We start from the raw sequence: 24,883 nt of genomic DNA, 5'->3' as shown, positions 1-24,883 counted from the left end.
TGCCGGCCCCCCCAATGCTAATGTTGGGGGGCCCCGCCCGCCCCCCGGCCCACGGGGGGGGGGGGGCCCCCCACCCCCCCCCCGGGGGGGGGGGGGGGCCCCCGGGCCCCCCCACCCCGGCACTCATGTCGAAATCGGGAGTCAACCGATGACCACAATGACCGTGAAAGGTCCGCGAAGGCGGAAGCCGGGAGCGTTGCGGCAAGGAGTGCGGCGCAACCTGACCGCCTACGGGTTCCTGTGCGCGGCGCTGATCTGTTTCGCCTTCTTCTCCTGGTACCCCATGGTGAGGGAGGTCCTGCTCAGCTTCCAGCAGACGAACTTCGTCGACGAGCCCACCTGGGTCGGCCTGGAGAACTTCCGTACCGTGACGGAGGACTCGGCGTTCGCCCAGGCGTGGCTCAACACCCTCGCCTTCACCGGCCTGGCGCTCGTGTTCGGCTACCTCGTCCCGTTCGTGGCGGCGATCGTGTTGAACGAGCTGCGTCACGCGCGGGCCTACCTGAGGTTCGTCGTCTACCTGCCGGTGATGCTGCCGCCCGCCGTCGGGGTGCTGCTGTTCAAGTGGTTCTACGACCCGGGAGCGGGCCTGTTCAACCAGATCCTGGACCTGGCACACCTGCCGGCCCTAAGCTGGCTCGACTCCACCGACACCGCGCTCATCTCCCTCGTCGTCGTCTCCACCTGGATGAACCTGGGAACCGGCACGCTGATCTACCTCGCCGCGCTGCAGAGCATCCCCGGCGAGCTGTACGAGGCCGCGGAGCTGGACGGCGCGGGGCTCATCCGGCGGGTCTGGCATGTGACGATCCCGCAGACCAGGCTCATCCTGCTGGTGATGCTGCTGCTGCAGATCGTGGCGACCATGCAGGTCTTCATCGAGCCGTACCTGCTCACCGGCGGCGGCCCGGAGAACGCGACGCTCACCGTCGCCTACCTCATGTACCAGTACGCCTTCAACTTCGGTGACTTCGGCGCCGGAGGCGCGCTCGGGCTGATGCTCATGGTCGTGCTGATGGTGTTCTCCGCCTTCTACCTGCGCCTGTCGCGGGACAACCAGAGCTAAGGAGGCAAGCGCCGATGTCGAACCTCACCGTGCAACCTGCTCGCCCGGCTCCCGTCCGGTCGCCGGAACCTGGCGGGGGAAAGAGGGGCGGGCGGCCGCGCAGGCCCAGGGAGGCGGCGCGGGAGGTGCGCAGCCTGGTCTCCCCGCACACCCTCACCACCCCGCACGGGCGGCTGATCTACCGCGTCGTGCTGACCGCGGTGGTGCTCCTGTTCACCGCCGTGTTCGTCTTCCCGCTCTACTGGATGGTCACCGGCGCGCTCAAGACGCCGGAGGAACTCGCCCAGATCCCGCCGAGTTTCTTCCCGACCTCCTTCGACCTCGGGGTGTACGCCGAGGCGTGGGACCAGCTGGACCTGGGGCTGTTCCTCACCAACACCGTCGTCTACGCCGGCGGCGCCTGGCTGTTCACGCTCGCCGTCGACGTCTCGGCCGCCTACGCGCTGTCGAAGCTGCGGCCGGTGCTGGGCAACGTGGTCCTGGGCATGATGCTCGCCACGCTCATGATCCCGCCGATGGTCATCCTGCTGCCCGCCTATCTGACGGTGAAGGACATGCCGATCTTCGGCTGGGACCTGCTGAACACCCCCTGGGTGATCTGGCTTCCCGCCGCGGCCAACGGGTTCTTCGTCTTCCTGCTCAAGCGTTTCTTCGACTCGATCCCCAGGGAACTACTGGAGGCCGCGCAGATCGACGGCGCCTCTCCGGTGCGCATCCTGTGGTCGATCGTGCTCCCCGTCTCCCGGCCGATCCTCGGCGTGGTGTCCATCCTCTCGGTGGTCAACGTCTGGAAGGATTTCGTCTGGCCCCTGCTGGTGCTGCCGGACGGGGAGAAGATGACGATCAGCGTGGGTATCGCCTCCCTTTCGGCGCAGATGCCGCAGAACGTGCTGATCGCCTCGCTGGTGATCGCGAGCATCCCGACGATGATCGTCTTTTTTGTCTTCCAGCGCAGCATCATGGCCGGTCTCACCGCCGGCAGCCTCAAGGGCTGACCTCGTCACCCACCTACGCTTACTAAGGAGTTGTTCCAGCATGTCCGAAACGTGGTGGCGGGGAGCCGCGATCTACCAGGTCTACCTCCGGAGCTTCGCCGACGGCAACGGCGACGGCGTCGGCGACCTCGCGGGACTGCGCGCGCGCCTGCCGTACCTCGCCGACCTGGGCGTCGGCGCGATCTGGCTCAACCCCTGGTACCCGTCGCCGATGGCCGACGGTGGGTACGACGTGGCCGACTACCGTGACATCGAGCCGTCGTTCGGCACGCTCGCCGAGGCGGAGGAGTTCATCGCCGAAGCGCATACCCTGGGGATCAAGACGATCACCGACATCGTGCCCAACCACGGATCCGACCGGCAGCGGTGGTTCCTGCGGGCGCTGGAGGCCGGGCCGGGCTCACCCGAGCGCGAACGCTTCCACTTCCGCCGGGGACGGGGCGAGAGCGGCGAGTCGCCGCCCAACGACTGGCAGTCGATCTTCGGTGGGCCGGCGTGGACCCGGATCGCCGACGGCGAGTGGTACCTGCACCTGTTCGCGCCGGAACAGCCCGACTTCAACTGGGACAACCCGGAGGTCGTCGAGGAGTTCCACGACGTGCTGCGGTTCTGGTTCGACCGGGGCGTGGACGGCATCAGGATCGACTCGGCCGCCCTGCTGGTCAAGGACATGGACAGCCTGGGCGGCGAGGAGGCCTACACCGACCTCGACGGGGTCCACGAGATCTACCGCGGCTGGCGCCGGGTGGCCGAGGAGTACGACGACCGGATCCTGATCGGCGAGGTGTGGCTGCCCGACCAGGAGCGGTTCGCCCGGTATCTGCGCCCGGACGAGATGCACACCGCGTTCAACTTCGACTTCCTGGCGTGCGCCTGGGACGCGGCCGCGCTGCGCGGGTCGATCGACCTCACCCTGGCCACGCACGTCCCGCTGGGAGCGCCCCCCACCTGGGTGCTGTCCAACCACGACGTGACCCGTCCGGTGACCAGGTACGGCAGGGCCGACACCTCCTTCAGCCACGCCGACCGCAAGCACGGCATGCCCGCCGACCCGGTGCTGGGTGAGCGCAGGGCCCGGGCGGCGGCGCTGCTGGCGATGGCGCTCCCCGGCGGGCTCTACGTCTACCAGGGCGAGGAACTGGGACTGCCGGAGGTCGAGGACATCCCCGGCGAACTGCGCCAGGACCCGATCTGGGTGCGTTCCGGCCGCACCGACCCGGGCCGCGACGGCTGCCGGGTGCCGCTGCCGTGGTCGGGGGACGAGCCGCCGTTCGGGTTCGGCGCCGGGCAGGCGTGGCTGCCGCAGCCGCTGGAGTGGAAGGCGTTGACGGCCGAGGCCCAGGCCGCCAACCCCACGTCCATGTTCACCCTCTACCGCGCCGGGCTGCACCTGCGCCGCGAGTTGCTCGGCGACGGCACGCTGACCTGGCTGGAGGCGCGGGACGGGGTGCTGGCCTTCCGCCGGGAGTCGGGATTGGTCTGCGTGGTCAACCTCGGCGCGGAGCCGGTGACCCTGCCCGCCCACGAGTCGGTCCTGCTCGCCAGCGGCCCGCTGGAGGAGAACCTTCTTCCTTCCGACACCGCCGTCTGGCTCCGTACGGCCTGACCTTCCGCTCCGGCCGCCGCCGGGATCCTCCTCTTCCGCTCAGAGGGGGATCTCGGCGAGGTCGAACGCCTTGGTGCCGCGTTCACCGTCCCAGATCATCAGATTGCCGTACGTGCGCGCCGTGGACACCGGCACCTCGGTGAGTTCCTCCACCTCCTGGAGAAGGCGCCGGAAGCGGAAGACGGCGCTGGGACCGAGCCTGTTCACGACGCCGGTCATCAGCCTTGTGAGGTTGAACCTGAACAGCGCCGAACAGGGCAGCACCCGATGGTTGTCGCGCAGCCGGGAGAAGACCTCCCGGTGCGCCGGATAGCGCTCCGAGTAGGTGTCGCACACCTGCTGGGAGAAATAACCGCGGTAGTGAACCCCCCGGCGGTCGAAGCCGAGCCTCTCGTCGGAGACGGTGAACTCCCCGGTGCCGTAGGTGCTCGCCAAAAGCAGGTCGGCGCGGGGTTCGAGAAAGACGCTCTCGTAGTAGGCGGCCTTCTCCTCCAGGCGACGCAGCAGCGCCCCGCCGGGGCCGAAGGTGCCCCGGTCCCCGCGCATGTCGAAGATCCACGGGGGAGGGGCGAGCACGTCAGCCTTGGTGAGGACGAAGGTGAGCTTGCTCATGATGAGCCGTCGTGTCTCGATCGCGACGGTGTCGAGCAGCCTGCGCAGGCACTGCTCGTCATAGGCGGTGGAAGGGTTGTCGGCGTGGCAGGCCCAGATGGCGACGTCGCAGTGGATCAGTCTCTCCAGATACATGGCCAGGTGGGTCTCGTCGGCGGCGTCGGACTCCCCGATGCCTGGCATGTCCCAGAAGGTCAGCATGTGACGTGAGGTGCCGGGCACCGAGACAGGTTCCGGTCTCCGGGTGACCGGCCGGACGTGGCCGACGGTGAGATCGGTGCCGAAAAGGCTGTTCAGGAGAGACGTCTTACCTACTCCCGTTTGTCCCATTATTGCCACAGTTAGTGGTTTATCTGATCCTGCACTTCTCTCGCGCCGAATATTCTCTCTGGCCTTTTTCAGCTGGCCGTCGTCCAGCGGGCCGACGGAAAAGTCCTCGATCTTGGCCATGAGGGCGTCTCCTGTGACATCGTTGTCGAGCGCTTCGAGCCGGTTTCCGCGCTCATCTCCACGATGCGGCGAACAACCTTGCGATGACCTTGCAGCCGGAGCCGTCGCCGGAAAAACACGAATCGATCCTTTGGGGCGGTGGATGTGGCGAGCTTCGAGATCAGGCTGTTCGGCACCGTGGACATCGTGATCGACGGAGTGCCGCAGGAGATCAACCCGCAGCTGGCGAAGACGCTGGCCATGCTGGTCTCCGCCCGCGGCCCGATCTCCCCGGCCGCCCTGGCCTCCGGGCTGTCCGAACCGGCCGCGGACCGGCACGTGGAGGTGGCACCGCCCGTCTCGCGGCTGCGCGCACTGCTGCGCGGCAGTGGGCTGGACATCCCCGGGGCCAGGCGCTCACACGTCTACGAGCTGGTCGAGGACGCGCCCGGCCGCCTCGCCGCCACTGTCGACACGCGGCGCTTCGAGGCCTACCTGCGCGACGGACGGACACTGCTGGAACAGGGCGACCTCGCCGCGTCCCTGCGGACGCTGAGAGAGGCGCTCGGACAGTGGTCCGGCGACCCGTTCGCGTCACTGGCGGGCGCGTGGATCCCGCCCAGGGTCTGCGAGAGCTACCACGCCGGGCTGAGGGAGCGGCGCCGTGAGCTGATCAGGCTCATCGCCCGCGTCGCCATCCGGCTCGACCTGCTGGGCGACGCGGAATTCCTCACCGGCGAGGTCCTCGCCGACGGGCAGCAGGACAGCGGCCCGCTGTGGCTGCTGCGCTTCCTCATCGCGCTGCGCGACGAAGGAGCGGTCGTCGCGAGGGAGATGATCGAGCGGCGCCGCGCGATCTCCCCCGGGGACGACGCGGTGAGCCGGGCGCAGGACCTGCTGGCCCTGCGCGGTCACGGCCTCGGCCACCCGCCGTCACCCCCCGCCGCCCGCGCCTACGGTCACGGCGCCCCGCGGGTCCTGATCGGCCGCAGGGACGAGATCCTGCTGCTGTCCACCCTGGCCGGACGGCTCGGACGCGGCGAGCCGGTGGCCCTGGCCGTCTGCGGCGTACCCGGAGTCGGCAAGACCAGGCTCGTGGAGGAGCTGGCCGTGCTGCTGCCACCGAAGGTGCGCATGGTGACCGTCCCGTGCCAGGAACTCGGCGACCTCCAGCCGTGGCGGGTACTGGTCGGGACCCTGTGGGAGGATCTGCGGCGCGATCTGGCCGGTCCGGCCGTCCCGATCGGCCCCGAGGAGCGCGAGACGCTGGAGGGACTGATGTCGGCGGGCCTGTTCGTCTCGCTCGGCGGACCCGGCCACGAACGCGACCCGCGGCGGCTGATCGACCTGCTGGTCGCCCTGCTGCGCCTGACCTGCGGCGCCGGCCTGCTCGTCGTCTTCGACGACGCCCACCTGCTCCGTTCCGACGCCGAGGACCTGCTGCACAAGGTGCGAGAGGCCCTCGGGAAGCTCGGGAGGCTCGGCGAGACTCCCGTCGGCTTCGTGCTCACCGACCGTTCGGAGCCGTCGCGCTGGCGAGGGCGGATGGACGTGCTGACGCTGTCACGGCTGGGGATCGAGGAGGTGGCGGAATGGCTGGGCGCGACCTGGGGCCGCGAACCGACCCGCGCGGAGACCGGCAGGGCGATGGACGGCACCAAAGGGCTGCCGCTGGAGCTGTGCCGGATCACCGAGGCCGGTGACCTGCCCCGCGACCTCCCCGGGCACGACACCGCCTCCAGCCCGATGTTCCGCTGGTTCGCCGCGGCGGCCGTCACCGCCCTGGGCAGGGAGATCGACCCCGATCTCGTCGCGGAGATGCTGGAGATCGACACCGATGAGGCGAACCGCAGGCGCGCGGTGGCCGTGACGGCCGGAACGCTCATCGACCACCAGGGGCTGCGCTTCGGCCACGACACGATCAGGGAGAGCCTGCTGCGGGAGCTGAGGCACCACCCGGCACTCGCGATGGAACTGCACCGGCGGGCGTTCGAGATCCTGGACGAGCGGGCGGCGCGGATGAGCGGCGACGGCTGGATCGACCCGGCGCTGCCGGTGCGCGTCGCGGAACACGCCCGATCCTCGGGAAGCGGGCTGCCCGAGGAGCGCGTCGCCGCGGCCTGCCTCGGCGCCGCGCGGGCACAGCAACGCGGCTTCGCCACCGAGGGGGCGATCACCTGGGCACTGGCCGGGCTGGGAATGCGGTGCGACGCCGAGACCCGGGTCGGCCTGCTGATCACGCTGGGGGACGCGCGCACCGACGCCGGTGACCTGGAGGAGGCCGAGCGCCTGTACCTGCGGGCCCATCGCGACGGCGAGAAACTGCCGAGGCTCGCGGCGGTGGCGGCCATCAGGCTGGCGCGCCGCTGGTCGGCCCCCGGACAGGCCGACCGGCAACTGCTGCACGTGCTGGGCAGCAGCCTGGAGGCGCTCCGCGGCGACATCGGTGAGGAGGCGGTCGCGCTACGGCTGCAACTGCAGGCGCACCTCGCCCACAAGCTGACCATGGCGGTCAGCGACAGCCTCGACCCCACGTACGAGGGCCTGCGGCCCGGAGTGGAGCTGGCCCGCGCGACGTTGGGCGAGCTGGAGAAGTCGGGGGCCGGGCCGCTCATCCGCTGCGAGGTGCTCAACGAGTGCAGATGGGGCCTGTACGATTTCGCGCCGCCGAAAGAGCTGCTGGGCATCGCCGAACGGCTCAGGGAGGCGAGCATCGAGGCGGCGTCGGCGCACTTTCGCAGCGAGGCCATGGTCGCCCTCACGGTCGACCGGCTCCGGCTGGGCCGTCTGAGAGAGGCCGCCGCCACCGTGGCCGGTCACCGCAGGCACGTCGCGCGCAACCACCGGGTCTTCGGCGCCTGGCTGCAGAACACCCTGGACACGCTGATGGACGTCTGGCAGGGGGAGTTCGACCGGGCCGAGGAGCGGGTCCTGGCCGAGTGGCGTCGACTGGACGAGGAGAGCGAGGGCGAGACGGTCTTCGCCGACACGCTGCGGCAGACCCTGCTCGCGCAGCACTACTGGCTGCTGCGCGAGCAGGGACGGCTGGGGGAGATCTTCGACTCCGGGCTCGCCAGGCAGGCGGTCGAGTACGAGTACTTCCCGATCTGGCGCGCGGCGCTCATCCTGGCGCTCTGCGAGCTCGGCGGGCACGAGGACGCGAGGGACCGGCTGAGGGCGTTCTTCCGCGAGACCTCCGATCTCGGCGCGCTGCCGCCCGAGGGGTGGTCGGTCCCGACGCTCGCCCTGCTGGCCGAGTCGTGCGCGCTTCTCATCGAGGCGGGGCACGGCGACCCCGAACTGTCGCGGTGCGCCGCTCTGGTGCGAGGGCGTCTGTCGGCCCACCGAGGACAGATCGCGCTCGCCGGGTGGCCCGCGATCCTGCTGGGGCCGGCCGAGCGCTATCTCGGGTTGCTCGCGCTGGCCGAGGGGGACGCGAAGGAGGCACTGCGCTGTTTCGACGAGGCGCTGCTGCTCGCCGACGCCGCCTCCCCGCTGATCGCGCACCTCCACCTCGACCGTGCCAGGGCTCTGCTGGTGCGAGACGGCGCGGATTCTTCTCGGGAGGCCCGCGGGGACGCGGCGGAAGGCTTCGTACCGGACTCGTCAAAGGCCCTGGCAGCGGCTCCGGTGGGGGAGGAGACGAGGGATCCCGGCGGGGAGGCCGCCCATCTGCTGCGCCGTGCGCTGCGCCTGGCCGAACGCCTGGGCATGGCCGGGGTCGCCGCCCGGGCACTGTCACTTCTTTGACCGTCCGGCGGGGTGCGCTTTTTTGATCTACTTTGTAAAGGCGGGGGTCCTGAGCGCTCTCGCGGCCAGTGCGACAAAAAGAGCGAGCAGGGCGGGAACGGCGAGCGCGCGAGGCAGGCCGACCAGCTCGGCGGCACCGCCGATCAGCACGGGCCCGCTGAGAAATCCCACGTACCCCAGGCTCGCCACCCTGGCCAGCGCCTTTCCCGCGCGGGCCGGGTCGCGTCTACCGGCCGCGGAGAAGACCTGCGGGACGATGCAGGACAGGCCGGCCCCGAAGCAGCCGAAACCGATCACCGCGGCGATCTGGTTTCCGGCGAGCAGGCCGAAGCCGAGCCCGGAGGCGGCCAACGCCCCGCACGCGCGCACCAGGTTCACCGGTCCCAGCAGGGCTGCCAGCCTGTCGCCGGCGAGACGGCCCGCGGTCATCATGATCGAGAAGGCGGCGTAGGCGACCGCGGCGAACCCGTCGGAACTGTTGAGGCTCTCGCGTAGATAGACCGAGCTCCAGTCGGCCGCGGCCCCTTCGCCGATCATGCAGCAGAAGGCGAGGACGCCCAGCAGCAGCACCCCACCGCCTCCGTTTCCGCCGGCGGCCGCCGGCCCCGTCCCCGCGGGGGCGGTGTGCGCGGTCAGGGACAGCGCCCAGCGGGTGGCCCAGAGCGCGAGCGCGACGATCACGACGGCGGCCGCGGTGAACGTCTGCCCGGGGCTGAACGCGGCCTGGGCGAGCAGCCCTCCCGCGGCGGCGCCGAGGAAGCCGCCGATGCTGAACACGGCGTGGAAGGACGACATGATCGGACGGCCCGTGGCCTGCTCGACCTCGACGGCGTTGGCGTTCATCGCCACATCCAGCGTGCCGTGCACCGCGCCGAAGGCGAACAGCGCGAGGGCGAGGCCGACGAGGTTCGGCATGAAGGCGGGCAGGATCAGCACGAGGGCCTGCGCGAAGGCCATCGGCAACATCACCTTGACGCTGCCGTAGCGGTCGACCAGGCGGCCGACCACCTGCATGCCGGCGATCGCCCCGGCGGCGATGCCGAGCAGCCCGAGGCTGAGCTCGCCCTCGCTCAGCCCCAGCCCCTGTTTGATCGACGGGATGCGCGCCGTCCAGGTGCCGATGGACATGCCCGAGAGCAGGAAGAGCAGATAGACCGCGACCCGGCCGCGTAGCAGCGCGGCCCGGTCGAAGGTGGTGACGTGCATGGGGGAGGGCTCCAGTCGGACGGTGCGGATCGGAGGAGGGCGGGTGGGCCGTTACGTCTCCGGCGGGTTCGCCGAGCGAGGACTCCGGTTCCGGCCGGTCGCCGGGGTCGGGCGACGTGGGGCGGATGGCATGGCTCGGACGGTGCGGACCAGGTGATGCGGATCGAGAGGGAGAGGTGCGGCGGCGCAGGTGATGCGGATCAGGTCGTGTGATTCAGGTCGTGCGGGTCAGACCGTGCGGACGGCGACGCCTGCGGCGATCATGGCGTCGTGCTCGGCGGGGGGCAGCGCGGTGTCGGTGATGACCATGTCGAGGCGGTCCAGCGGGCAGACGGCGCCGAACGCGGTGCGGGTGAACTTGCCGGAGTCGGTTGCCGCGATCACGCGCCGGGCCGAGGCGATCGCCGCCTGCTTGACGGCGACGTCGGACAGGTCGTGGGCGGTGAGGCCGTGCTCGGCGGACAGGCCGCAGCAGCCGATGACCGCGGTGTCGAAGCGCAGGGACCGGATGGCGCTCTCCGTCAGCGGGCCGGTGAAGCTCAGCTCGCCCGGGCGGACCTCACCTCCGGGGAGCACCAGGCGGATCCGGGAGGCCGAGCTGAGCTCGGTGGCCGACTGCAGGCAGAGCGGCAGGACCGTGAGACGGCGGTCGCGGATCACGCGCGCGATCTCCAGGGAGGTGGTGCCGCTGTCGAGCAGCACGGCCTCCCCGTCGGCGAGCAGGGCCGCGACCTCGGCGGCGATCCGTCGCTTGACCTCCACCGCCTCGCGCTCGCGCACTCCGAAGGGCGGCTCCTCGCCGCGCAGCAGCAGGCTCACCGCGCCACCCCTCACCCGCCTGACCACGCCTTGCTGGGCGAGCTCGTCGAGGTCGCGGCGGATGGTCATCTCAGAGACGGCGTGCTCGACCGCCAGCTCCGCGACCGAGACGACGTCGCTGGCGCGCAGTGCCGACATGATCGCGCGAATGCGATTGTTACTCTCCACGTGTTCATTTGAACATAGGCTGTGTGAGATTGGCAAACGTGCGGGACAATGGCCGCCATGCGCGCGAGTCGTCTGCTCTCACTGCTGCTACTCCTGCAGAGCCGCGGTCGGATGACGGCCACCGAGCTGGCCGAGGAGCTGGAGGTCTCCGTCCGCACGGTCTACCGGGACGTGGAAGCGCTGTCGGCGGCCGGGGTGCCGGTCTACGCCGACCGCGGCCCCGTCGGCGGATACCGCCTGCTGGACGGCTATCGCACCCGTCTCAACGGGCTGACCGCCGAGGAGGCCTCCTCCCTGTTCCTGGCCGGACTGCCGGGACCGGCCGCCGACCTGGGGTTGGCCGAGGTCGCGGCCAACGCCGAGCTGAAGATGCTCGCCGCGCTTCCACCCGAGCCGCGCTCGCTCGCCTCCCGGATGCGCCGGCGCTTCCACCTGGACGTTCCCGGCTGGTACGGCGACGCCGACTCGGCCCCCTTCCTTGGGGAGGTGGCCCAAGCGGTGTGGGAGCAGCGGCCGCTGCGGATGACCTACCGCCGTTGGGGGCCTCGCGACGTCGAGCGCCTGGCCCACCCGTACGGCCTGGTCCTCAAGGGCGGAGCGTGGTACATGGTGGCGAGCGCCGGTGAGGGAGGACCACGCACCTACCGGGTGTCGCGGATCCTGAGCGCCGAGCTCGCCCAGGGGCACTTCGAGCGTCCCGCCGACTTCGACCTGCCCGCCTTCTGGCGCGACTACACCGCCGGCTTCCGCGAGCGGATGCACACCGGTGAGGCCGTGGTGCGGATGGCACCGGGCAACGAGAGGATGCTGCGCCACACGGTGGGCGCGGAGGTCGCCGAGGCCGCGCTGGCCAAGGCGGACCCGCCCGACGAGCACGGCTGGGTCGTGCTGCGCCTGCCGATCCAGTCCGCCAAGCAAGCCCACTGGCAGCTGCTGAGCCTGGGCGCCGACATCGAGGTCCTGGAGCCACCCGAGCTGCGCGAGCGGATGGCCGCCACCGTAGCCGACCTCGCCGCGCTGTACGGCACGGATCCCGGCTGAGGGCGGTCCCGCCCGCTCCTCGCACCGGACTCGCCTCGACCGCGCACTCGCGGAGCCGGCCCGCCCTCGTCCTTCGGTCCGCTCGTGGACCTCGGGCCGTCCGGCCCGCTTTCGTCCTCGGCCGGTCCGGCTCCTCCGGCTTGCTCCTGCCCCCGCCCGGCTCACCTGCTTCAGGGACCGTACCCTTGCGGTTAACCGATTGCGGAGAGCGGAAACAGCCGCGACGATGGCCGGATGCTCTTGCTCACCTCGCACGACCCTTGTTCTCCTGAGGCCCGATGACGCTCGCCTACGACGAGGCGGGAGCGGGCGAGGTCGTGGTGCTGCTGCACTCCAGCGCCGCCGACTCGCGGATGTGGGACCCGCAGTGGGAGGCGCTGACCGCCCGCTTCCGAGTGATCCGGCCAGATCTGCGGGGTTACGGCCGCACACCGTACGCCTCCGAGACCCCCTACTCCGATCCCGGCGACGTGGCCGATCTCCTCGCCGCCCTCGCGGTGGAGAGGGCCGCGCTGGTCGGGGCCTCCTACGGCGGCCAGGTCGCGCTGGAGGTGGCCACCGCACATCCCGCCCTGGTCTCCCGGCTGGTGCTGCTCAACCCCGCGTGCGGGCTGCCACCCACCCCCGACCTCGTCGTGTTCGGCGAGGAGGAGGACCGGCTGCTGGAGGCGGGTGAGGTCGAGGCCGCGGTGGAGCTCAACGCCCGCACCTGGCTCGGCCCCGAGGCGGACGGGCGGGCCCGCACCGGGCAGATGGCCATGCAGCGCCACGCCTTCGAGGTCCAGCTCGCCGCCGACCCCGAGCCTTCGCAGCTGGAGGGGGAGATCGACCTGGACCGGGTGACCATGCCCACCCTGGTGGTCGGCGGCGCCCACGACCTGCCCTACTTCCAGATGACGGCCCGCCACCTGGCCGACAGACTGGCCTCGGTGACGGCGGTGCACCTGGAGTGGGCCGGGCACCTGCCGAGTATGGAGCGCCCCGGGGAGATCACCTCCCTGATCCTCCGGCACCTCACCCGGCCCGCGGGCTGAGAGCGCCGGAGCGGGTCATGCCCGGCGAGGCGGCCCGGGACCGCACGTAGGAGATCCACGCCGGAGGTGTTCGATGGGCAGGATGCGGATCGGAATCTTCCTGGTCGCGGCGGGTTTCCCCGGCAGGCCACAGGGACAGGTGCTGCGCGACTGCGTGGAGGCGATCGCGGTGGCGGAGGAGGCGGGGTTCGACGACGCCTGGATCGCCGAGCACCACTTCATGTCGTACGGGGTGTGCCCGTCGGCGGCCACGCTGGCGGCGGTGGCGCTCGGCGGCACGCGGACGATCGGGGTGGGGACGGCTGTGAGCGTGCTGTCCACGCAGCACCCGGTGGCGCTGGCCGAGCAGGCGGCGATGTTGCACCACCTGTCGGACGGGCGTTTCGCGCTGGGGGTCGGCAGAGGCGGGCCATGGGTGGACCTTGAGGTCTTCGGCACCGGCCTGGCGAGATTCGAACGCGGCTTCGCCGAGTCGCTCGACCTGCTGTGCCGGGCACTGGGGGAGCGTACGGTGTCGGCCGCGGGGGAGTTCTTCCGTTTCCGCGAGGTCGCGATGGTACCGGCGGCGTCGCTGCGGCCCGTCGTGGCGTGCACCTCGCCGCAAACGGCGCTGCTCGCGGCCACGCGGGGACTGCCGATGCTGCTCGGCATGCACATGGACGACGCGGGCAAGGCCGCGATGCTCGCCGGCTACGAGGCGGCGCTCCCGCCCGCGCAGGGAGCCGTCGCGTCGCCTTCACCGGGCGCGGACGCGGTCCGGCACGTGGCCGCCGTCGTCGGATACGTCGCCGACTCGACGGCGGCGGCCGTACGCGAGCTGAGGAGCGCGATGCCCCGCTGGCTGGAGCCTGGCCTGAAGGGGTACGTGCCGGTGGACGGTCGCAGGCGGCCCGGGCGAGACGTGGGGGAGTACGTCGACTTCCTCACCGATGTCCATCCGGTGGGTGACGCCCGCCACTGCGTGGAGACGATCAGGCGAACCCGCGAGGTGACCGGGCTCGAGCACCTGATCCTCATGGTCGAGGGTGCGGGCGAGCACGCCCGCACCCTGGAGAACATCCGCCGGTTGGGCGCCGAAGTACTGCCGCAGCTCCACGGCCGAGGGCCCACGGCCGCTTGGTCAGTTTGATCTACATCGTAAAGGTGGCCGGTTGGTCACACATCACGCATCCGAAAAGACAACCCCCCACCCAGGAGCGCGGCGGCCGCCCAGGCCGCCGGTACGCTCAGAGCGGTCCATGGACCGAGGGGGAGCGTGGCGAGGTCGGTGGTGGCCTGTACGGCGAGCCCGGCGTTCATCGGGGAGATCTGCCAGAGAAGCCGCTGCCAGCCGGCGTCGGCGACCATGAGGATGAGGGCGGGGAAGAGGTAGAGCAGGCCGAGTACGACCCCGACGGCGGTGGCGGAGTCTCGGACGACGGTGGCGACTCCCAGGCCGAACAGGGCGATCAGCGTCAGATAGAGGACCGACCCGGCGGCGGCGCGCAGCATGGGAGCGCTGGTGAGGACGAGCGTTTCGGCGGGAAAACCGTTGCCGAGCAGGATGCGCGGTGCGGACAGCGCGGAGGCGAGCACGGCGACGCTCCCGGTGATCAGGGTCACGCCGGCCAGGGTGATCGCCTTGGCGGCCAGGACGCCGGTCCGGCGCGGCATGGCGGCCAGGGTGAGGCGGATCATGCCGGTGTCGTATTCGCCGGTGATCGCCAGGACGGCCAGGACGGCGACGACGGCCTGGCTCACCTGGACCCCGAAAAAGATGACCTTGGCGGGGTCGTGGCCGCAGGCAGCCGGGGAACACGACACGACGGCGGAGGCCGCGACGCCGACGGCGACGGTCAGCACCACGATCGCGAGCAGCAGTCGGCCGGTATCGGGCAGGGTGCGAAGTTTCGTCCACTCCGCATGCAGATGCCTGCTCATGCACTCCTCCCGCGTCGCCAGGCAGGGTGCAGGTGGGGACGTCTCATGCGTCCCTCCGGCTGAGCCGGAGGACGGCCAGGCCGAAAGCGAGCGCTGTGTAACCGGCCAGCACGGTCAGACCGGCCCACGGCGGCAGCGGGTAGAACCCGGCGATGGGCGCGTAGTGGCCGAGCACGTGCGCGTACTGCGGGATGCTCTGCTGCGCGGCGAAGCCGGCCGCCGGGGTGACGCGCAGCAGCCACTGCGCGGCGCTGTCGGGCAGGACCGAGGTGACCGCGAGGACGTGCGGGACCACGATCACCGTGATGGCGGTGACGACCGCCGCGACGCCGCGCCGCAGCAGCGCGCCGAGGGCGAGGGAGAGCACGGCGGCCAGCGCGAACAACGCCGCCATGCCGACGATGACGCGCACCTGGGTGAGCGGGGACACCGGGAGGACGGCGTTGCCGTTGTCGCGCAGAATCCGCCCGCCGACCGTGAACGCGATCGTGGTGGCGGGCAGGGCGGCGGCGAAGGTGGTCGAGCCAAGTACCAGTGCCTTGGCCGCCAGCATCCGGTCGCGGCGCGGGCAGGCCAGCAGGGTCGTCCGGATGAGGCCGTGCCGGTATTCGGCGGTGACGAACATGACCGCCACCACGATCACGAGGATCAGGCCGATCAGCGCGCCGCTGAGGGGGTGTTCGGGGGCCGGGCCCTCGATGGCCGGCGCGATGTCACCGGCACCGGTTACGGAGAAGGTGCCGCCGGACCGGCCGGCGCGGCCCGGGTGGTGCTTCGTCCCGTCGGGCGCGATGGTGACGCCGATGTCGTCGTCGCGCCATGTGCCGGAGACGTTGCCCTGGAGTTTGACCTGGTCGAACTCGCCGGTGGCCTCGGTGAAGCGGACCGCTGCGACGGACCCGCCGAGATCCCCCTGTGTGACGGTCAGATCTCCAGGCGATGTGGCGAACATGCCGATCTGGACGGTCTGTGGCAGCCCGGCCAGGGTTGCGATGCCGGTCTGGGTCCAGTTCGTACCGTCGGTGGATTCGTATCCGGTGAGGGTGTCGCCGGAGCGGGTCAGCCGGAGCCAGCGTGGCGATTGCCGGGAGACGCCACCCGGCCGGCCGGCCACGTCGTGAGTGAAGTCGTGCTGCATCCGGACCCCGTGCTCGCCGGTCATCATCACCGCCGCGTAGGCGGAGCCCTGTCTGACGCTCTCCTTGATCATGATTCCGGCCTTCGCCCACGGCACGAGGCCGGGAACCACGTTACGCCGCCCCGGTGTGACATCGGGTTTACGGATCTGCCCGGTCATGGAGGTGAGGCGGACGGTGATGCCGCCGTCTCCGGACAGCGGCCGGTGCACGAAGTAGAACTTGTCGTCCACCGCTTCGCCGCCCGGACCTGTCAGCGGCGGCGGGCAGGCCACTTCGACCGGGCCGGAGCTGCAGGAGGTGTGGCTGCCGGAGGCCGACAGCAGCCCGATGAGCACGGTGACCAGCGCGGCCAGGCTCATGGTGACCACCCAGCCGCGTACCGTCCTGAACTTGGTCCACTCGGCGCGCAGCAGCCGCCGGAAGTCCTCGCGCCCGGCGGAGCGTGAGGGGGGAGTGCTCATCGTGCCGCTCCCCGGTATTCGACCGCGTCGGCGGTGAGGTCCATGTAGGCCTGTTCCAGCGTCACTCGGTGCGTCGCCACCTCGGAGAACGGCACCTCGTTGGCGTTGAGTACCGCGACGATGTGCTGCGGCGGCAGCCCTGAGACGACGATCGTGTCGCGGTCGGTCACGGCCGTCGTGGCGCCGGCGTGACCCAGCGCGGACAGGGCCTCCGAGTGCGCGGCGGTACGCAGGGTGACCCGGCCGCGGGAGGCGGTCGTGATGAGATCGGCCACGCTGGTGTCGGCGATGACGCGGCCCTTGCCCACCACCACGAGATGGTCGGCGGTGTCCTCCAGTTCGCTCATCAGATGGCTGGACACCAGCACGGTGCGTCCCTCGCGGGCCAGTGACCGCAGCAAGCCGCGCATCCACACGATGCCCTCGGGATCCAGGCCGTTGACCGGCTCGTCCAGCATGAGCACCGGCGGGTCTCCGAGCAGCGCGGCCGCGATACCGAGTCGCTGGCGCATGCCCAGCGAGAAGCCGCCCGCCTTGCGCCGGGCGGCGGTCCGCATCCCGACCTGGTGGAGCACCTCGTCGACCCGCCTGCCGTCCAGGCCCTGGGAGTGGGCCAGCCACAGCAGGTGGTCGCGTGCCGTGCGGCTCGGTTGAAGCGCGTCGGCGTCGAGCAGCGCGCCGACGTGGGTGAGCGGGTCGGGCAGGCCGGTGTAGGGCCGTCCGCCGATCAGCGCGTGGCCCTCGTCGGCCGTGTCCAGGCCGAGGATCACCCGCATCGTGGTGGACTTGCCCGCCCCGTTGGGGCCGACGAACCCGGTGACCTGACCGGGCAGGACGGTGAACGACATGCCGTCCAGTGCCAGGGTCGGGCCGAATCGTTTACGCAGCCCGCTGACTTCGATGTTCGCTCGCATGCGATCGGTTGTACGGACTCGGCCCTAACACGGGTCGAACGGGCGCTGTCACACCGCTGTTAGGTCAGGCACGGCATCCTGGATGCCATGCGAAAGTGGCGACGACCTGCACGCACCGTACGATTGCGCTTCACCGTTCTGTACGGTGCCATGTTCCTGCTGTCCGCGGTCGGGCTGCTGGCCATCAACAACCTGGTGGGGCTCGGAGAGACGAAGGTCAGCCAGGTCGCGCCCCCTGGGGCCTCGCCGGTCGAGCCGGTCACGCTCGCCGCCGCCATGGATCGCATCGCCTGGCTCCAGGCCCGGCTTTCCGACGTCCATGCGGATCAGTCACGCCGGCTCCTGATCGGTTCGGCGCTGGCACTCGGGGTCATGGCCGTGGTGTCGGTCGTCCTGGGCCGGATCGTCGCGGGCAGGGTGCTGCGCCCACTGCGGATGATCACCGCGTCCACCCGGCGGATCTCGGCCGACAACCTGCACGAGCGGCTGGCCCTGCGAGGTCCGGCCGACGAGGTCAAAGATCTCGCCGACACCGTCGACGAGCTGCTGGAACGGCTGGAGGGCTCGTTCGCCGCGCAACGCCGGTTCGTCGCCAACGCCTCCCACGAGCTCCGCACTCCGCTGGCCACCATGCGCGCGTCCTTGGACGTGGCCCTGGCCAAGCCGGAGCCCGTACCGGTGCAGACGGTGGCGCTGGCCGGTCGGCTGCGCACCGAACTCGATCAGGTCGATCGGCTGCTGGAAGGTTTCCTCACGCTCGCCCGCGCCCAGCGCGGTGCCCTGGCCGACCGCACGAGGCTGTCGCTGCGCGAACTGGCGAGCGCCGCCCTGCACGCCCGGGCCGCCGACATCAGCGCCCATCGCCTCGTCGTCGACTCGGCGGGCTGTGTCGACGACGGCGCGTGGACGCGGGGGAACAGTACGCTTCTCACCCGAATGATCGACAACGTCATCGACAACGCCATCACCCACAACCGCGAAGAGGGCTGGATCCGCCTCACCACCACCGACGACACCGACGACACCAAGGCCCGGCTCGTCGTCGAGACCGGCGGACGCGTCTTCGACCAGGAGCAGGTCGACCGACTGGTGGAGCCCTTCCAGCGTCTTGGCGCCGACCGTACCCACTCCGGCAGCGGCTCCGGGCTCGGCCTTTCGATCGTCGCGGCCATCGTCGCCGCGCACGGCGGCACCCTCGACCTGCGGGCCCGGCCGGAAGGCGGCCTCCGCGTCGCCATCTCGCTGCCCCTGGTGGCCGTGCCGGCGGAGGTTATGGCGTGAGAGTGCTCGTGGTCGAAGACGCCCGCGCTCTCGCCGCCGTGCTCGTCGAAGGCCTGAGCGATCAGGGCATGGCCGTGGACGTGGCCCACGACGGCCTGGAGGCCGCCGCCAAGCTCGACCTCAACGCCTACGACGTGGTCGTCCTCGACCGCGACCTGCCGGGCATCCACGGCGACGCCCTCTGCCGGATGATCGCCGAGCGCGACGAGCGCGTCATGGTCCTGATGCTGACCGCCGCCGGCTCGCCCGCCGACCGGGTCACCGGCCTGACCCTGGGGGCCGACGACTACCTGGCCAAGCCCTTCCACTTCCCCGAGCTGGTGTTGCGCATTCGCTCCCTGGCCCGCCGCCGGCCCACCGCCCGGCCTCGCACGCTGCGCGCGGCCGACATCGAGCTCGATCCGCTGCGCCGCACCGCCACCCGTGACGGCCGTCACCTGGACCTGTCGGTCAAGGAGTTCGCCCTGCTCGAAGCCCTTCTCCACGCCGCTCCGGCGTTCCTCAGTGCCGAGGACCTGCTCGAACAGGTGTGGGACGAGCACGCCAACCCCCTGACCAACACCGTCACGGTCACCATCGGCCGCCTGCGCCGCAAGCTCGGCGAGCCCTCGGCCATCACCACGACTCCCGGGGTGGGGTACCGGATCACGGCCCACGATCCCCGTCTCCGTTAGGGGCCGACGTGGTTCGATCACATCTGGGATGTGCTGCGTGACGTCGGAGCCGTGCACGAACGTCTGTTGCCGGGCCGTGTCGCCGACACCCCGGCTGGAGGGGAACGAGCGGTTCCTGACCTTTCCCGATGGGCACGTCATCCGCGAGTTGATTGTCGCGATCGATGATGATTCCCGCTGCTTGACCTATTCGGTTGTCGAAGGCGCGAGACCACCGCTCGAGCACCACCACGCCTCGTTCGAAGTCCACCCGGAGAGTGACGAAAGAGGGCGGCTGATCTGGACCACCAACGTGCTGCCCCACACGCGAGCCGCTGAGGTCCGCGTTCGCATCGAGCACGGCGCACGGGAGATGAAACAGGCGATCGAGGCCGCAGTAGACCCTTGTTGTCCGATTGGAGGGACAGCCCGGTCTCGGTGACGAAGCCGTCCGGTAGCGTCGACCGGTACTGCATCTGTTTCGGTTGCCAAGGGGCGCGACCGTCTCCGGTGACCGCAGGGACACCGCACGGGCCGGTCGGGCGTCGGTGCTCTCGCGCTTGGCGTTCAAGAGGGCTGGACCTCGTCGAAGAGGGCGAGGGCTTCGGCGGGGTCCGGGCTCACGAGGCGTTCCAGACCGGCCGTCGTGAATTTCGCCCACCTGTCGGCCCGTGTCCACATCCGTTCCTCGAAGGCGCGGACGGCCTCGTCCAGCTCTTCTGGGCCGGGGGCGGCGGCGACGGCCTCGGCGAGTTCCGCGCCCTCCAGCATCGCGAGGTTCGCGCCCGCCCCCAACGGGGGCATCAGGTGGGCGGCGTCGCCCAGTAGCGTCACACCGGGGACATGGGTCCAGGTGTGGGGCACGGGCAGGACATGGAGGGGGCGGTGGAAGAAGGCGGTGCCGTGGCGGAGGAGGTCGAGGACGGGGGAGGCCCAGCCGTCGAACAGGGTGAGCAGGCTTGATCGCACGGCTTCGACGTCGGCCGGGTCCAGGCCCGCACCCGGGCCCGTGCGCCCCTGCGGGTTCGTGTACCGGTTCAGTGGCGCGCGGAACTGGGCGTACACCTTGACGTGGCCGCCGCTGTTGCGCTGGGCGACGAGGGCGCGGTTCACGCCGTACACGGCGACGGAACCGTCGCCGATCAGCCGGGCGAGGTCGGGGTGGCGGGTGTCGACGTCGTCCAGGGAGGTCTCGACCAGGGTGACGCCGGTGTAGTGCGGTGTCGCGGACGAGAGTGCCGGGCGGACCCTGGACCAGGCACCGTCCGCGCCGATCACGAGATCGAACGTCTCCTGCCGCCCGTCCGCGAAACGGATCAGCACGCCGTCCCCGGTTTCCGGTACCACCTGCATCACGCCCCGCCCCCATTGGACGTCGAGGGGACCGAGCAGCAGGTCACGCAGTTGCCCCCGGTCGATCTCGGGATTGGCGCGGTCACCGGGACGCGGTTGCCAGTCGCGCAGGACGGTCCCGTCCGTGTCCAGGATGCGCATGGCCTGTCCCTCGGGGCGAGACAGCGCCTGGAAGCGCGTCAGCAGTCCTGCCTTGTCCAGCGCGAGCTGGCCCATCTCTTCGTGCAGGTCCAGCGTGCCGCCCGGGGGGCGGGCGTCGGGGGCGGGATCGCGTTCCAGAATGGTGGCGCGGTGACCGTGACGGTGCAGGACGCGGGCGAAGGTGAGGCCGGCGGGGCCGCCCCCGATCACGGCGATACGGTGTCTCATGTCGATACACTGTATTTGATCATTACGGTGTATCGCAACAGTACGATGTAGCCCATGACTGTGTGGGATCGACCGGAGCCGACGGCTCGCCCCGTGCCGCTCGACCGGGAGCGAATCGTCGCCGCCGCCATCGCGCTGGCCGACGAGGGGGGACTGGAGGCGGTGTCGTTGCGCAAGGTCGCCGCCCGGCTGGACGTCGGCCCGATGCGGCTGTACGGATACATCTCCACCAAGGAGGAACTGTTCGACCTCATGGTGGACGAGGTTCACGCCGAGATCCTCCCCGAGGAACGGTCCGGTGACTGGCGGGAGGTGCTGCGCATCCGCGCCCACCGCACCAGGTCGGCCACCCTCCGTCACGAATGGCTGGCCGACCTGCTCGGTGGCCGGCCGACCCTGGGGCCGAACGCCCTCGCCGTGAACGAGACCACGCTGGCCGCCCTCGACGGCCTCGCCGACCTCGACACCGTGCTGCGCGCCGTGGAGACCGTCGGTGCCTACTTCACCGGCGCGATCAGGCGCGAGGTCGCGGACCTGCGGGCCGAGCGTGCCACGGGCCTGTCCAAGCTCGACTGGCAGCGCGCCTCCGGTCCGTACGTGAGCAGGATGCTGGCCACGGGCCGCTTCCCGGCGCTCGCCAAGGCCATACACGACGGCACGGAGGTGGACGCCGAGACGTCCTTCACGACGGGCCTGGAGTGGGTCCTCGACGCCGTGGCCGCCAAACTTGCCCGCCCGTCGTCGTGACACTCAGGATTTCCAGCTCACATCATCAGAAAAACACATATTTAATTCCCCGCCTCCGGCTTATCGGGCATTTGCGATAAATCGCCGCGAAAATAATCAAGAGCGAAATTTCGGCGCGCATGCGAAATTATAAATCATATGGCGGCGAAACGTCTCTTAATGATTTTAATTTTCTTGACACAATAGAACGACAATGAAACGTTTATTTTTGCCGTGCGCCGATCGAGGTCGGCGCCGCGCGTGCTTTCAACCGCCGGACGGGGGTGCGCGACAGCCCTCGATCCTGCTCGACTCAGCTCGGAGGTGCGGTCATGCGTCACTCTTTTCGTACGATCTCCACGACGGTCGGCATCGTGGGCGCGTTGCTTCTCGGGATCTCACCGACCTCGGCGGGCGCGGCCCTGGCGCGACCCGCGCCCGCCCCTCCGCCCGCGCCCGCTCCCGTTCCGGCACCCGCGCCCGCAGGTGGTGAGGCGATCTCAAGAAACACGAGTTCCCCGGAGAACAGCCGATCGCTTTCCGCGGTGTGTTACTTCGAGACCAGGGGCGACTACGTCCACGTCTCCAGCTCCGCCTTCGAGGCGTCCGGGCACGGCTGGTGGATCAACGGCAACTGCAATGCCACGCTCGCGATCGTCACCGTGCAGCTGCAGCAGTATTACGCTGACGGCAGCTGGAGAAACGCCGGCACGGTGGGCAGCGCGACGGTGAGGTCCGGCGGCGGGGCCGGCAACCGCGCGACCGGGCGTGCGGGCTGCAACAGCAGCAGCCTGACCGGGTGGCGTAGCGTCATCGACGTGGACCTGGTCGGCCTGGCCGACGACCCGGGCAAGCTCGTCACCCCGGGCCAGAACATCTACTGCAGGCGGTGACCCCGAGGAGGCGACGTGAGTATCAGACCGGCCGGCACCATGCTCGTGTCTTTGCACGGTGAGCTGGCGCCGCACCCGTGGCGAGATCCTCTCGTCGCCTCCTCCGACGCCTACAGTCTGTTCACCGCGAGAGCCTCCGCGATGGGATGGCTCACCGAGGCCGCGCAGAACGCGACCGGCGGCCTGTGGGGTATGAACGACGCCGGGCAGGATCCACTTCCGGAATCATCGCGACCGGCGCGCGTCGCGTGGTTTCAGGTGTCGTTGACCACGCCGGTCCCGGCCGGTCGGCCATTGCCGGTGCAGGCGTTCCTGTCGTGCGCGGACGACGTCGTGGCCCGTATCGGCGCTTTGCGTCTGGAGGCGCTTCAGGTCCTGCTGCCCGTGCAGAGTCTTGAAGCGCCGACGGACACCTCGTCGCAGGGGAGCGCGGTGATGACCCTGCTCCAGGACGCGGGCTGGTTCGCCGACGGTGACCCGCACCTGCGAACACGGGTGCGGGTGACGCTGGACGGCGGGCAGGATCCGTCCATCCGCTCGGCGGCGCCCGAGATGCTCAGGTGGATGCGGGAACTCGACCAGGACGTCTTCTCGTGCGACTCGCTCACCGTGACGGACGACGTGATCCTGGAACCCACCGTCATCGACGAGTTGTGGCTCGGTCCCGCCTGTCACCGAGTCGCCCTGCGCGGCACCCTGGCCGAGTGGTCGTTGGACGCGCTGGGGTGGCTGGCCGCCTTTCTCGCCGACGCGAGTGCCCGGCACGGGGTCGGCACCCCGCTGATGTTCACGGCCGCTCGCTCGCGGGAGCCGGACTCGCTCACCGGCTGAGCCCGGCGGCCCGTGCCGTGCGTGCGGAACGCGGTCTCGTCGCAAGGCGCGGGCCGGTGGGCGATGACCGCAGCCCGGCCCTCTTACGGCGCCGGCCGTGATGTCGCCGCTCACGGCGGTTCTTCTGCGACACCGGTCACGTCACGACGTCGACCCGGTCAAAAGAGCCCCGGCGGGCTATCCGGCGGCGCCGGAGACGGCGTTCAGGTGCATCCGCAGCCGGACGAGGGATCGGCCGTCGCTCTGGCGGATGCTGAACTCGTCGCAAAGCCGGCCCATCAGCCACAGCCCGAACCCGCGCACCGAGCCCGGGACGGGCCGGGGGCGGTCGGCCTGCTCGGGGGTGAGGCGTCCGGCGTCGTCGACGACGTCGACGACGAGGTCCGCCTCGTCGTGCCAGACGCTCACGCTTCCGGCCGCGTCGCCGTGCTCCAGCACGTTGATGACCGCCTCGTTGGCCGCGAGCAGCAGGTCGTCGCGCCGGGTTCCGGCCAGGCCGACCTGGCTCATGTAGCGGTGCAGATGCCGCCGCAGGCCGATCAGGTCGGTGCTGATCGGCCAGTGGCCACGCTGGTCGGTGTGCATGCCCGTCCCCTTTACGTGAGTGCCGTCTGTGGCTTTCACCGGGGGCGCTACCGACGTGTCCGCCAGAACCAGAACGGTCGCTGTGAAAGTTGTGCAAGGTCACTACCCATCCTGACCTGCTCAATCATCCATTTGCGGTGGGAGCGCTCTCTCCCCAGGTGAGGTCGCCGAAGCCGTGTTCGGCGGGGGAGGAGCCGGAGCCGGCGGGCTTTCTCGTATCGCGGCGCGTACCGGTCGCATGGCTGTCCGTGACCTGTCACGCCGGTGGTTTCCGGGCCTGGGACCTGTGGTCAGTCCGGTTTTTTCCGGTGGTGCGGGCCGAGGGCCGGTTTCAGATCGCGGCCAGGCCGGCGGTGACCTCCGCCGCGGGCGCCTCGCGTGCTCGCCTCCAGGAGGTGCCCGCCCACAGGTGCAGTGTCTGCGCGTCTCCGCCGGCCGCCGCGGCGCGGCGCAGCGGCGCCGTCAGGTGGTGGATCTGCGGGTAGGCCGCGGGGGCCCGGCCGGAGTACTCCGTCATGAACCGGTTGACCAGGCCGCGTGCGGGGCGCCCGGTGAAGGCCCTGGTAACGGCGGTGCGGGTGAAGTGAGGATCGGTCAGCGCCGCGCGGTGGGTCGCGCCGGTGCCGCTCTCGGGACAGAGCAGGAAGGCGGTGCCCGCCGCGGCCGCGGTCGCTCCCGCCGACAGGACCCGGGAGACGTCGGCGGCCGTGGCGACGGCACCGCCCGCGATGAGGGGAAGCCGTGAGACCTTCCGCACCTGAGACAGCAGGCGCTCCAGGGGCATCGCCTCGGCGTCCGCGTTGGTGAACGACCCGCGGTGGCCGCCGGCCTCCTCACCTTGGACGCACAGTATGTCGGGGGGGGGGGGGGGGCGGGCCCCCGCCCCCCCCCCGCCCCCCGCCCCCCCCCCCCGGCCCCCCCCCCCGCGCCCCCCCCCCCCGGGGCCCCCGCCCCCCCCCCCCCCCCAACCACAAAGGGGCAAGGCAGGGGGCCCCGCGGCACGAGGTGACCGATCAGGACCAGGGTCAGGCC

At 70.8% G+C, this 24,883-nt stretch carries 21 protein-coding genes; 12 read left to right on the top strand and 9 right to left on the bottom strand.

Translation table 11 applies throughout. The features are described from left to right. Positions 1-148 precede the first annotated feature (148 nt). The 3 genes from ACFY3D_RS35210 to ACFY3D_RS35200 are packed head-to-tail and all read left to right on the top strand — an operon-like array spanning position 149 to position 3,667. On the top strand, positions 149-1,066 hold the full coding sequence (locus ACFY3D_RS35210) for a sugar ABC transporter permease (RefSeq protein ID WP_350949892.1): 918 nt from the start codon (positions 149-151) through the stop codon (positions 1,064-1,066). A gap of 14 nt (positions 1,067-1,080) precedes the next feature. After that, positions 1,081-2,061 (top strand): carbohydrate ABC transporter permease, encoded by a 981-nt coding sequence (locus tag ACFY3D_RS35205; RefSeq protein WP_350949893.1) that lies wholly within the window; start codon positions 1,081-1,083, stop codon positions 2,059-2,061. Positions 2,062-2,101: 40 nt separating this feature from the next. Then, entirely contained in the window at positions 2,102-3,667 is a 1,566-nt protein-coding gene (locus ACFY3D_RS35200) for a glycoside hydrolase family 13 protein (RefSeq protein ID WP_389987951.1), read from the top strand. Positions 3,668-3,706: 39 nt separating this feature from the next. Here the strand turns inward: ACFY3D_RS35200 and ACFY3D_RS35195 are convergent, their stop codons facing one another. After that, entirely contained in the window at positions 3,707-4,729 is a 1,023-nt protein-coding gene (locus ACFY3D_RS35195; RefSeq protein WP_389987948.1) for a GTPase family protein, read from the bottom strand. Positions 4,730-4,867: 138 nt separating this feature from the next. Between ACFY3D_RS35195 and ACFY3D_RS35190 the strand changes: the two genes are divergently transcribed. Next, positions 4,868-8,458, top strand: a complete 3,591-nt coding sequence (locus ACFY3D_RS35190; RefSeq protein WP_389987945.1) for an AAA family ATPase — start codon at positions 4,868-4,870, stop codon at positions 8,456-8,458. A 27-nt stretch (positions 8,459-8,485) separates the two neighbouring features. Here the strand turns inward: ACFY3D_RS35190 and ACFY3D_RS35185 are convergent, their stop codons facing one another. Together ACFY3D_RS35185 and ACFY3D_RS35180 are read right to left on the bottom strand one after the other, a co-directional pair. Beyond that, positions 8,486-9,664, bottom strand: coding sequence for an MFS transporter (locus tag ACFY3D_RS35185; RefSeq protein WP_389987942.1), 1,179 nt, complete (start codon positions 9,662-9,664; stop codon positions 8,486-8,488). 228 nt (positions 9,665-9,892) lie between these two features. Further along, the gene (locus ACFY3D_RS35180; protein ID WP_389987939.1) at positions 9,893-10,651 is read right to left on the bottom strand and encodes a DeoR/GlpR family DNA-binding transcription regulator; all 759 of its coding nucleotides are present in this window, start codon (positions 10,649-10,651) and stop codon (positions 9,893-9,895) included. Between the two features lie 57 nt (positions 10,652-10,708). Here ACFY3D_RS35180 and ACFY3D_RS35175 point away from each other — a divergent pair, with 57 nt between their 5' ends. The 3 genes from ACFY3D_RS35175 to ACFY3D_RS35165 all read left to right on the top strand — a co-directional run bounded on the left by ACFY3D_RS35175 (position 10,709) and on the right by ACFY3D_RS35165 (position 13,855). Further along, on the top strand, positions 10,709-11,692 hold the full coding sequence (locus ACFY3D_RS35175) for a YafY family protein (protein WP_350949899.1): 984 nt from the start codon (positions 10,709-10,711) through the stop codon (positions 11,690-11,692). Between the two features lie 278 nt (positions 11,693-11,970). Then, the gene (locus ACFY3D_RS35170) at positions 11,971-12,726 is read left to right on the top strand and encodes an alpha/beta fold hydrolase (protein ID WP_389987934.1); all 756 of its coding nucleotides are present in this window, start codon (positions 11,971-11,973) and stop codon (positions 12,724-12,726) included. A gap of 82 nt (positions 12,727-12,808) precedes the next feature. Then, positions 12,809-13,855 (top strand): LLM class flavin-dependent oxidoreductase, encoded by a 1,047-nt coding sequence (locus ACFY3D_RS35165; RefSeq protein WP_389987932.1) that lies wholly within the window; start codon positions 12,809-12,811, stop codon positions 13,853-13,855. Between the two features lie 26 nt (positions 13,856-13,881). On the opposite strand, the gene ACFY3D_RS35160 is transcribed toward ACFY3D_RS35165, so the two are convergent. The 3 genes from ACFY3D_RS35160 to ACFY3D_RS35150 are packed head-to-tail and all read right to left on the bottom strand — an operon-like array spanning position 13,882 to position 17,160. Continuing rightward, positions 13,882-14,646 (bottom strand): ABC transporter permease, encoded by a 765-nt coding sequence (locus ACFY3D_RS35160; protein ID WP_389987929.1) that lies wholly within the window; start codon positions 14,644-14,646, stop codon positions 13,882-13,884. A 43-nt stretch (positions 14,647-14,689) separates the two neighbouring features. After that, positions 14,690-16,246, bottom strand: a complete 1,557-nt coding sequence (locus tag ACFY3D_RS35155) for a hypothetical protein (protein WP_389987926.1) — start codon at positions 16,244-16,246, stop codon at positions 14,690-14,692. Further along, positions 16,243-17,160, bottom strand: coding sequence for an ATP-binding cassette domain-containing protein (locus tag ACFY3D_RS35150; RefSeq protein WP_389987923.1), 918 nt, complete (start codon positions 17,158-17,160; stop codon positions 16,243-16,245). The genes ACFY3D_RS35155 and ACFY3D_RS35150 overlap by 4 nt, the downstream gene beginning before the upstream one ends. Before the next feature lie 87 nt (positions 17,161-17,247). Here ACFY3D_RS35150 and ACFY3D_RS35145 point away from each other — a divergent pair, with 87 nt between their 5' ends. Next, entirely contained in the window at positions 17,248-18,441 is a 1,194-nt protein-coding gene (locus ACFY3D_RS35145; protein WP_389987920.1) for a sensor histidine kinase, read from the top strand. Further along, the gene (locus ACFY3D_RS35140) at positions 18,438-19,115 is read left to right on the top strand and encodes a response regulator transcription factor (RefSeq protein WP_389987917.1); all 678 of its coding nucleotides are present in this window, start codon (positions 18,438-18,440) and stop codon (positions 19,113-19,115) included. The genes ACFY3D_RS35145 and ACFY3D_RS35140 overlap by 4 nt, the downstream gene beginning before the upstream one ends. A gap of 546 nt (positions 19,116-19,661) precedes the next feature. Here the strand turns inward: ACFY3D_RS35140 and ACFY3D_RS35135 are convergent. Next, a complete protein-coding gene (locus ACFY3D_RS35135) occupies positions 19,662-20,849 on the bottom strand; it encodes an FAD-dependent oxidoreductase (protein WP_389988192.1) in 1,188 nt (395 codons plus the stop codon). A gap of 21 nt (positions 20,850-20,870) precedes the next feature. Between ACFY3D_RS35135 and ACFY3D_RS35130 the strand changes: the two genes are divergently transcribed. The 3 genes from ACFY3D_RS35130 to ACFY3D_RS35120 all read left to right on the top strand — a co-directional run bounded on the left by ACFY3D_RS35130 (position 20,871) and on the right by ACFY3D_RS35120 (position 23,266). Next, a complete protein-coding gene (locus tag ACFY3D_RS35130; RefSeq protein WP_389987914.1) occupies positions 20,871-21,563 on the top strand; it encodes a TetR/AcrR family transcriptional regulator in 693 nt (230 codons plus the stop codon). Positions 21,564-21,874: 311 nt separating this feature from the next. Next, positions 21,875-22,435, top strand: coding sequence for a hypothetical protein (locus ACFY3D_RS35125; RefSeq protein WP_389987911.1), 561 nt, complete (start codon positions 21,875-21,877; stop codon positions 22,433-22,435). Positions 22,436-22,450: 15 nt separating this feature from the next. After that, positions 22,451-23,266 carry a hypothetical protein gene (locus tag ACFY3D_RS35120; protein WP_389987908.1) on the top strand — a complete coding sequence of 272 codons (816 nt, stop codon included), beginning with the start codon at positions 22,451-22,453 and terminating at the stop codon, positions 23,264-23,266. A 177-nt stretch (positions 23,267-23,443) separates the two neighbouring features. Here ACFY3D_RS35120 and ACFY3D_RS35115 read toward each other — a convergent pair whose 3' ends face one another. Next, complete coding sequence (locus ACFY3D_RS35115) at positions 23,444-23,851, bottom strand: ATP-binding protein (protein ID WP_389987905.1); 408 nt, start codon at positions 23,849-23,851, stop codon at positions 23,444-23,446. A 331-nt stretch (positions 23,852-24,182) separates the two neighbouring features. After that, on the bottom strand, positions 24,183-24,833 hold the full coding sequence (locus ACFY3D_RS35110; protein ID WP_389987902.1) for a nitronate monooxygenase: 651 nt from the start codon (positions 24,831-24,833) through the stop codon (positions 24,183-24,185). Positions 24,834-24,883: the final 50 nt, after the last annotated feature.

Source organism: Streptosporangium sp. NPDC000509 (assembly GCF_042898365.1).
Classification (GTDB): domain Bacteria; phylum Actinomycetota; class Actinomycetes; order Streptosporangiales; family Streptosporangiaceae; genus Streptosporangium.
The sequence above is the reverse complement of the archived record's forward strand: the minus strand, read 5'-3'. Positions and strand labels throughout refer to the sequence as shown.

Excerpts from the sequence above, each read along its gene's own strand:
- ACFY3D_RS35150 (WP_389987923.1), bottom strand. The coding sequence starts at position 17,160 with ATGCGAGCGAACATCGAAGTCAGCGGGCTGCGTAAACGATTCGGCCCG.
- ACFY3D_RS35130 (WP_389987914.1), top strand. The coding sequence starts at position 20,871 with ATGACTGTGTGGGATCGACCGGAGCCGACGGCTCGCCCCGTGCCGCTC.
- ACFY3D_RS35175 (WP_350949899.1), top strand. The coding sequence starts at position 10,709 with ATGCGCGCGAGTCGTCTGCTCTCACTGCTGCTACTCCTGCAGAGCCGC.
- ACFY3D_RS35200 (WP_389987951.1), top strand. The coding sequence starts at position 2,102 with ATGTCCGAAACGTGGTGGCGGGGAGCCGCGATCTACCAGGTCTACCTC.
- ACFY3D_RS35170 (WP_389987934.1), top strand. The coding sequence starts at position 11,971 with ATGACGCTCGCCTACGACGAGGCGGGAGCGGGCGAGGTCGTGGTGCTG.
- ACFY3D_RS35125 (WP_389987911.1), top strand. The coding sequence starts at position 21,875 with ATGCGTCACTCTTTTCGTACGATCTCCACGACGGTCGGCATCGTGGGC.
- ACFY3D_RS35210 (WP_350949892.1), top strand. The coding sequence starts at position 149 with ATGACCACAATGACCGTGAAAGGTCCGCGAAGGCGGAAGCCGGGAGCG.
- ACFY3D_RS35115 (WP_389987905.1), bottom strand. The coding sequence starts at position 23,851 with ATGCACACCGACCAGCGTGGCCACTGGCCGATCAGCACCGACCTGATC.
- ACFY3D_RS35205 (WP_350949893.1), top strand. The coding sequence starts at position 1,081 with ATGTCGAACCTCACCGTGCAACCTGCTCGCCCGGCTCCCGTCCGGTCG.
- ACFY3D_RS35160 (WP_389987929.1), bottom strand. The coding sequence starts at position 14,646 with ATGAGCAGGCATCTGCATGCGGAGTGGACGAAACTTCGCACCCTGCCC.
- ACFY3D_RS35155 (WP_389987926.1), bottom strand. The coding sequence starts at position 16,246 with ATGAGCACTCCCCCCTCACGCTCCGCCGGGCGCGAGGACTTCCGGCGG.
- ACFY3D_RS35165 (WP_389987932.1), top strand. The coding sequence starts at position 12,809 with ATGCGGATCGGAATCTTCCTGGTCGCGGCGGGTTTCCCCGGCAGGCCA.
- ACFY3D_RS35185 (WP_389987942.1), bottom strand. The coding sequence starts at position 9,664 with ATGCACGTCACCACCTTCGACCGGGCCGCGCTGCTACGCGGCCGGGTC.
- ACFY3D_RS35145 (WP_389987920.1), top strand. The coding sequence starts at position 17,248 with ATGCGAAAGTGGCGACGACCTGCACGCACCGTACGATTGCGCTTCACC.
- ACFY3D_RS35195 (WP_389987948.1), bottom strand. The coding sequence starts at position 4,729 with ATGGCCAAGATCGAGGACTTTTCCGTCGGCCCGCTGGACGACGGCCAG.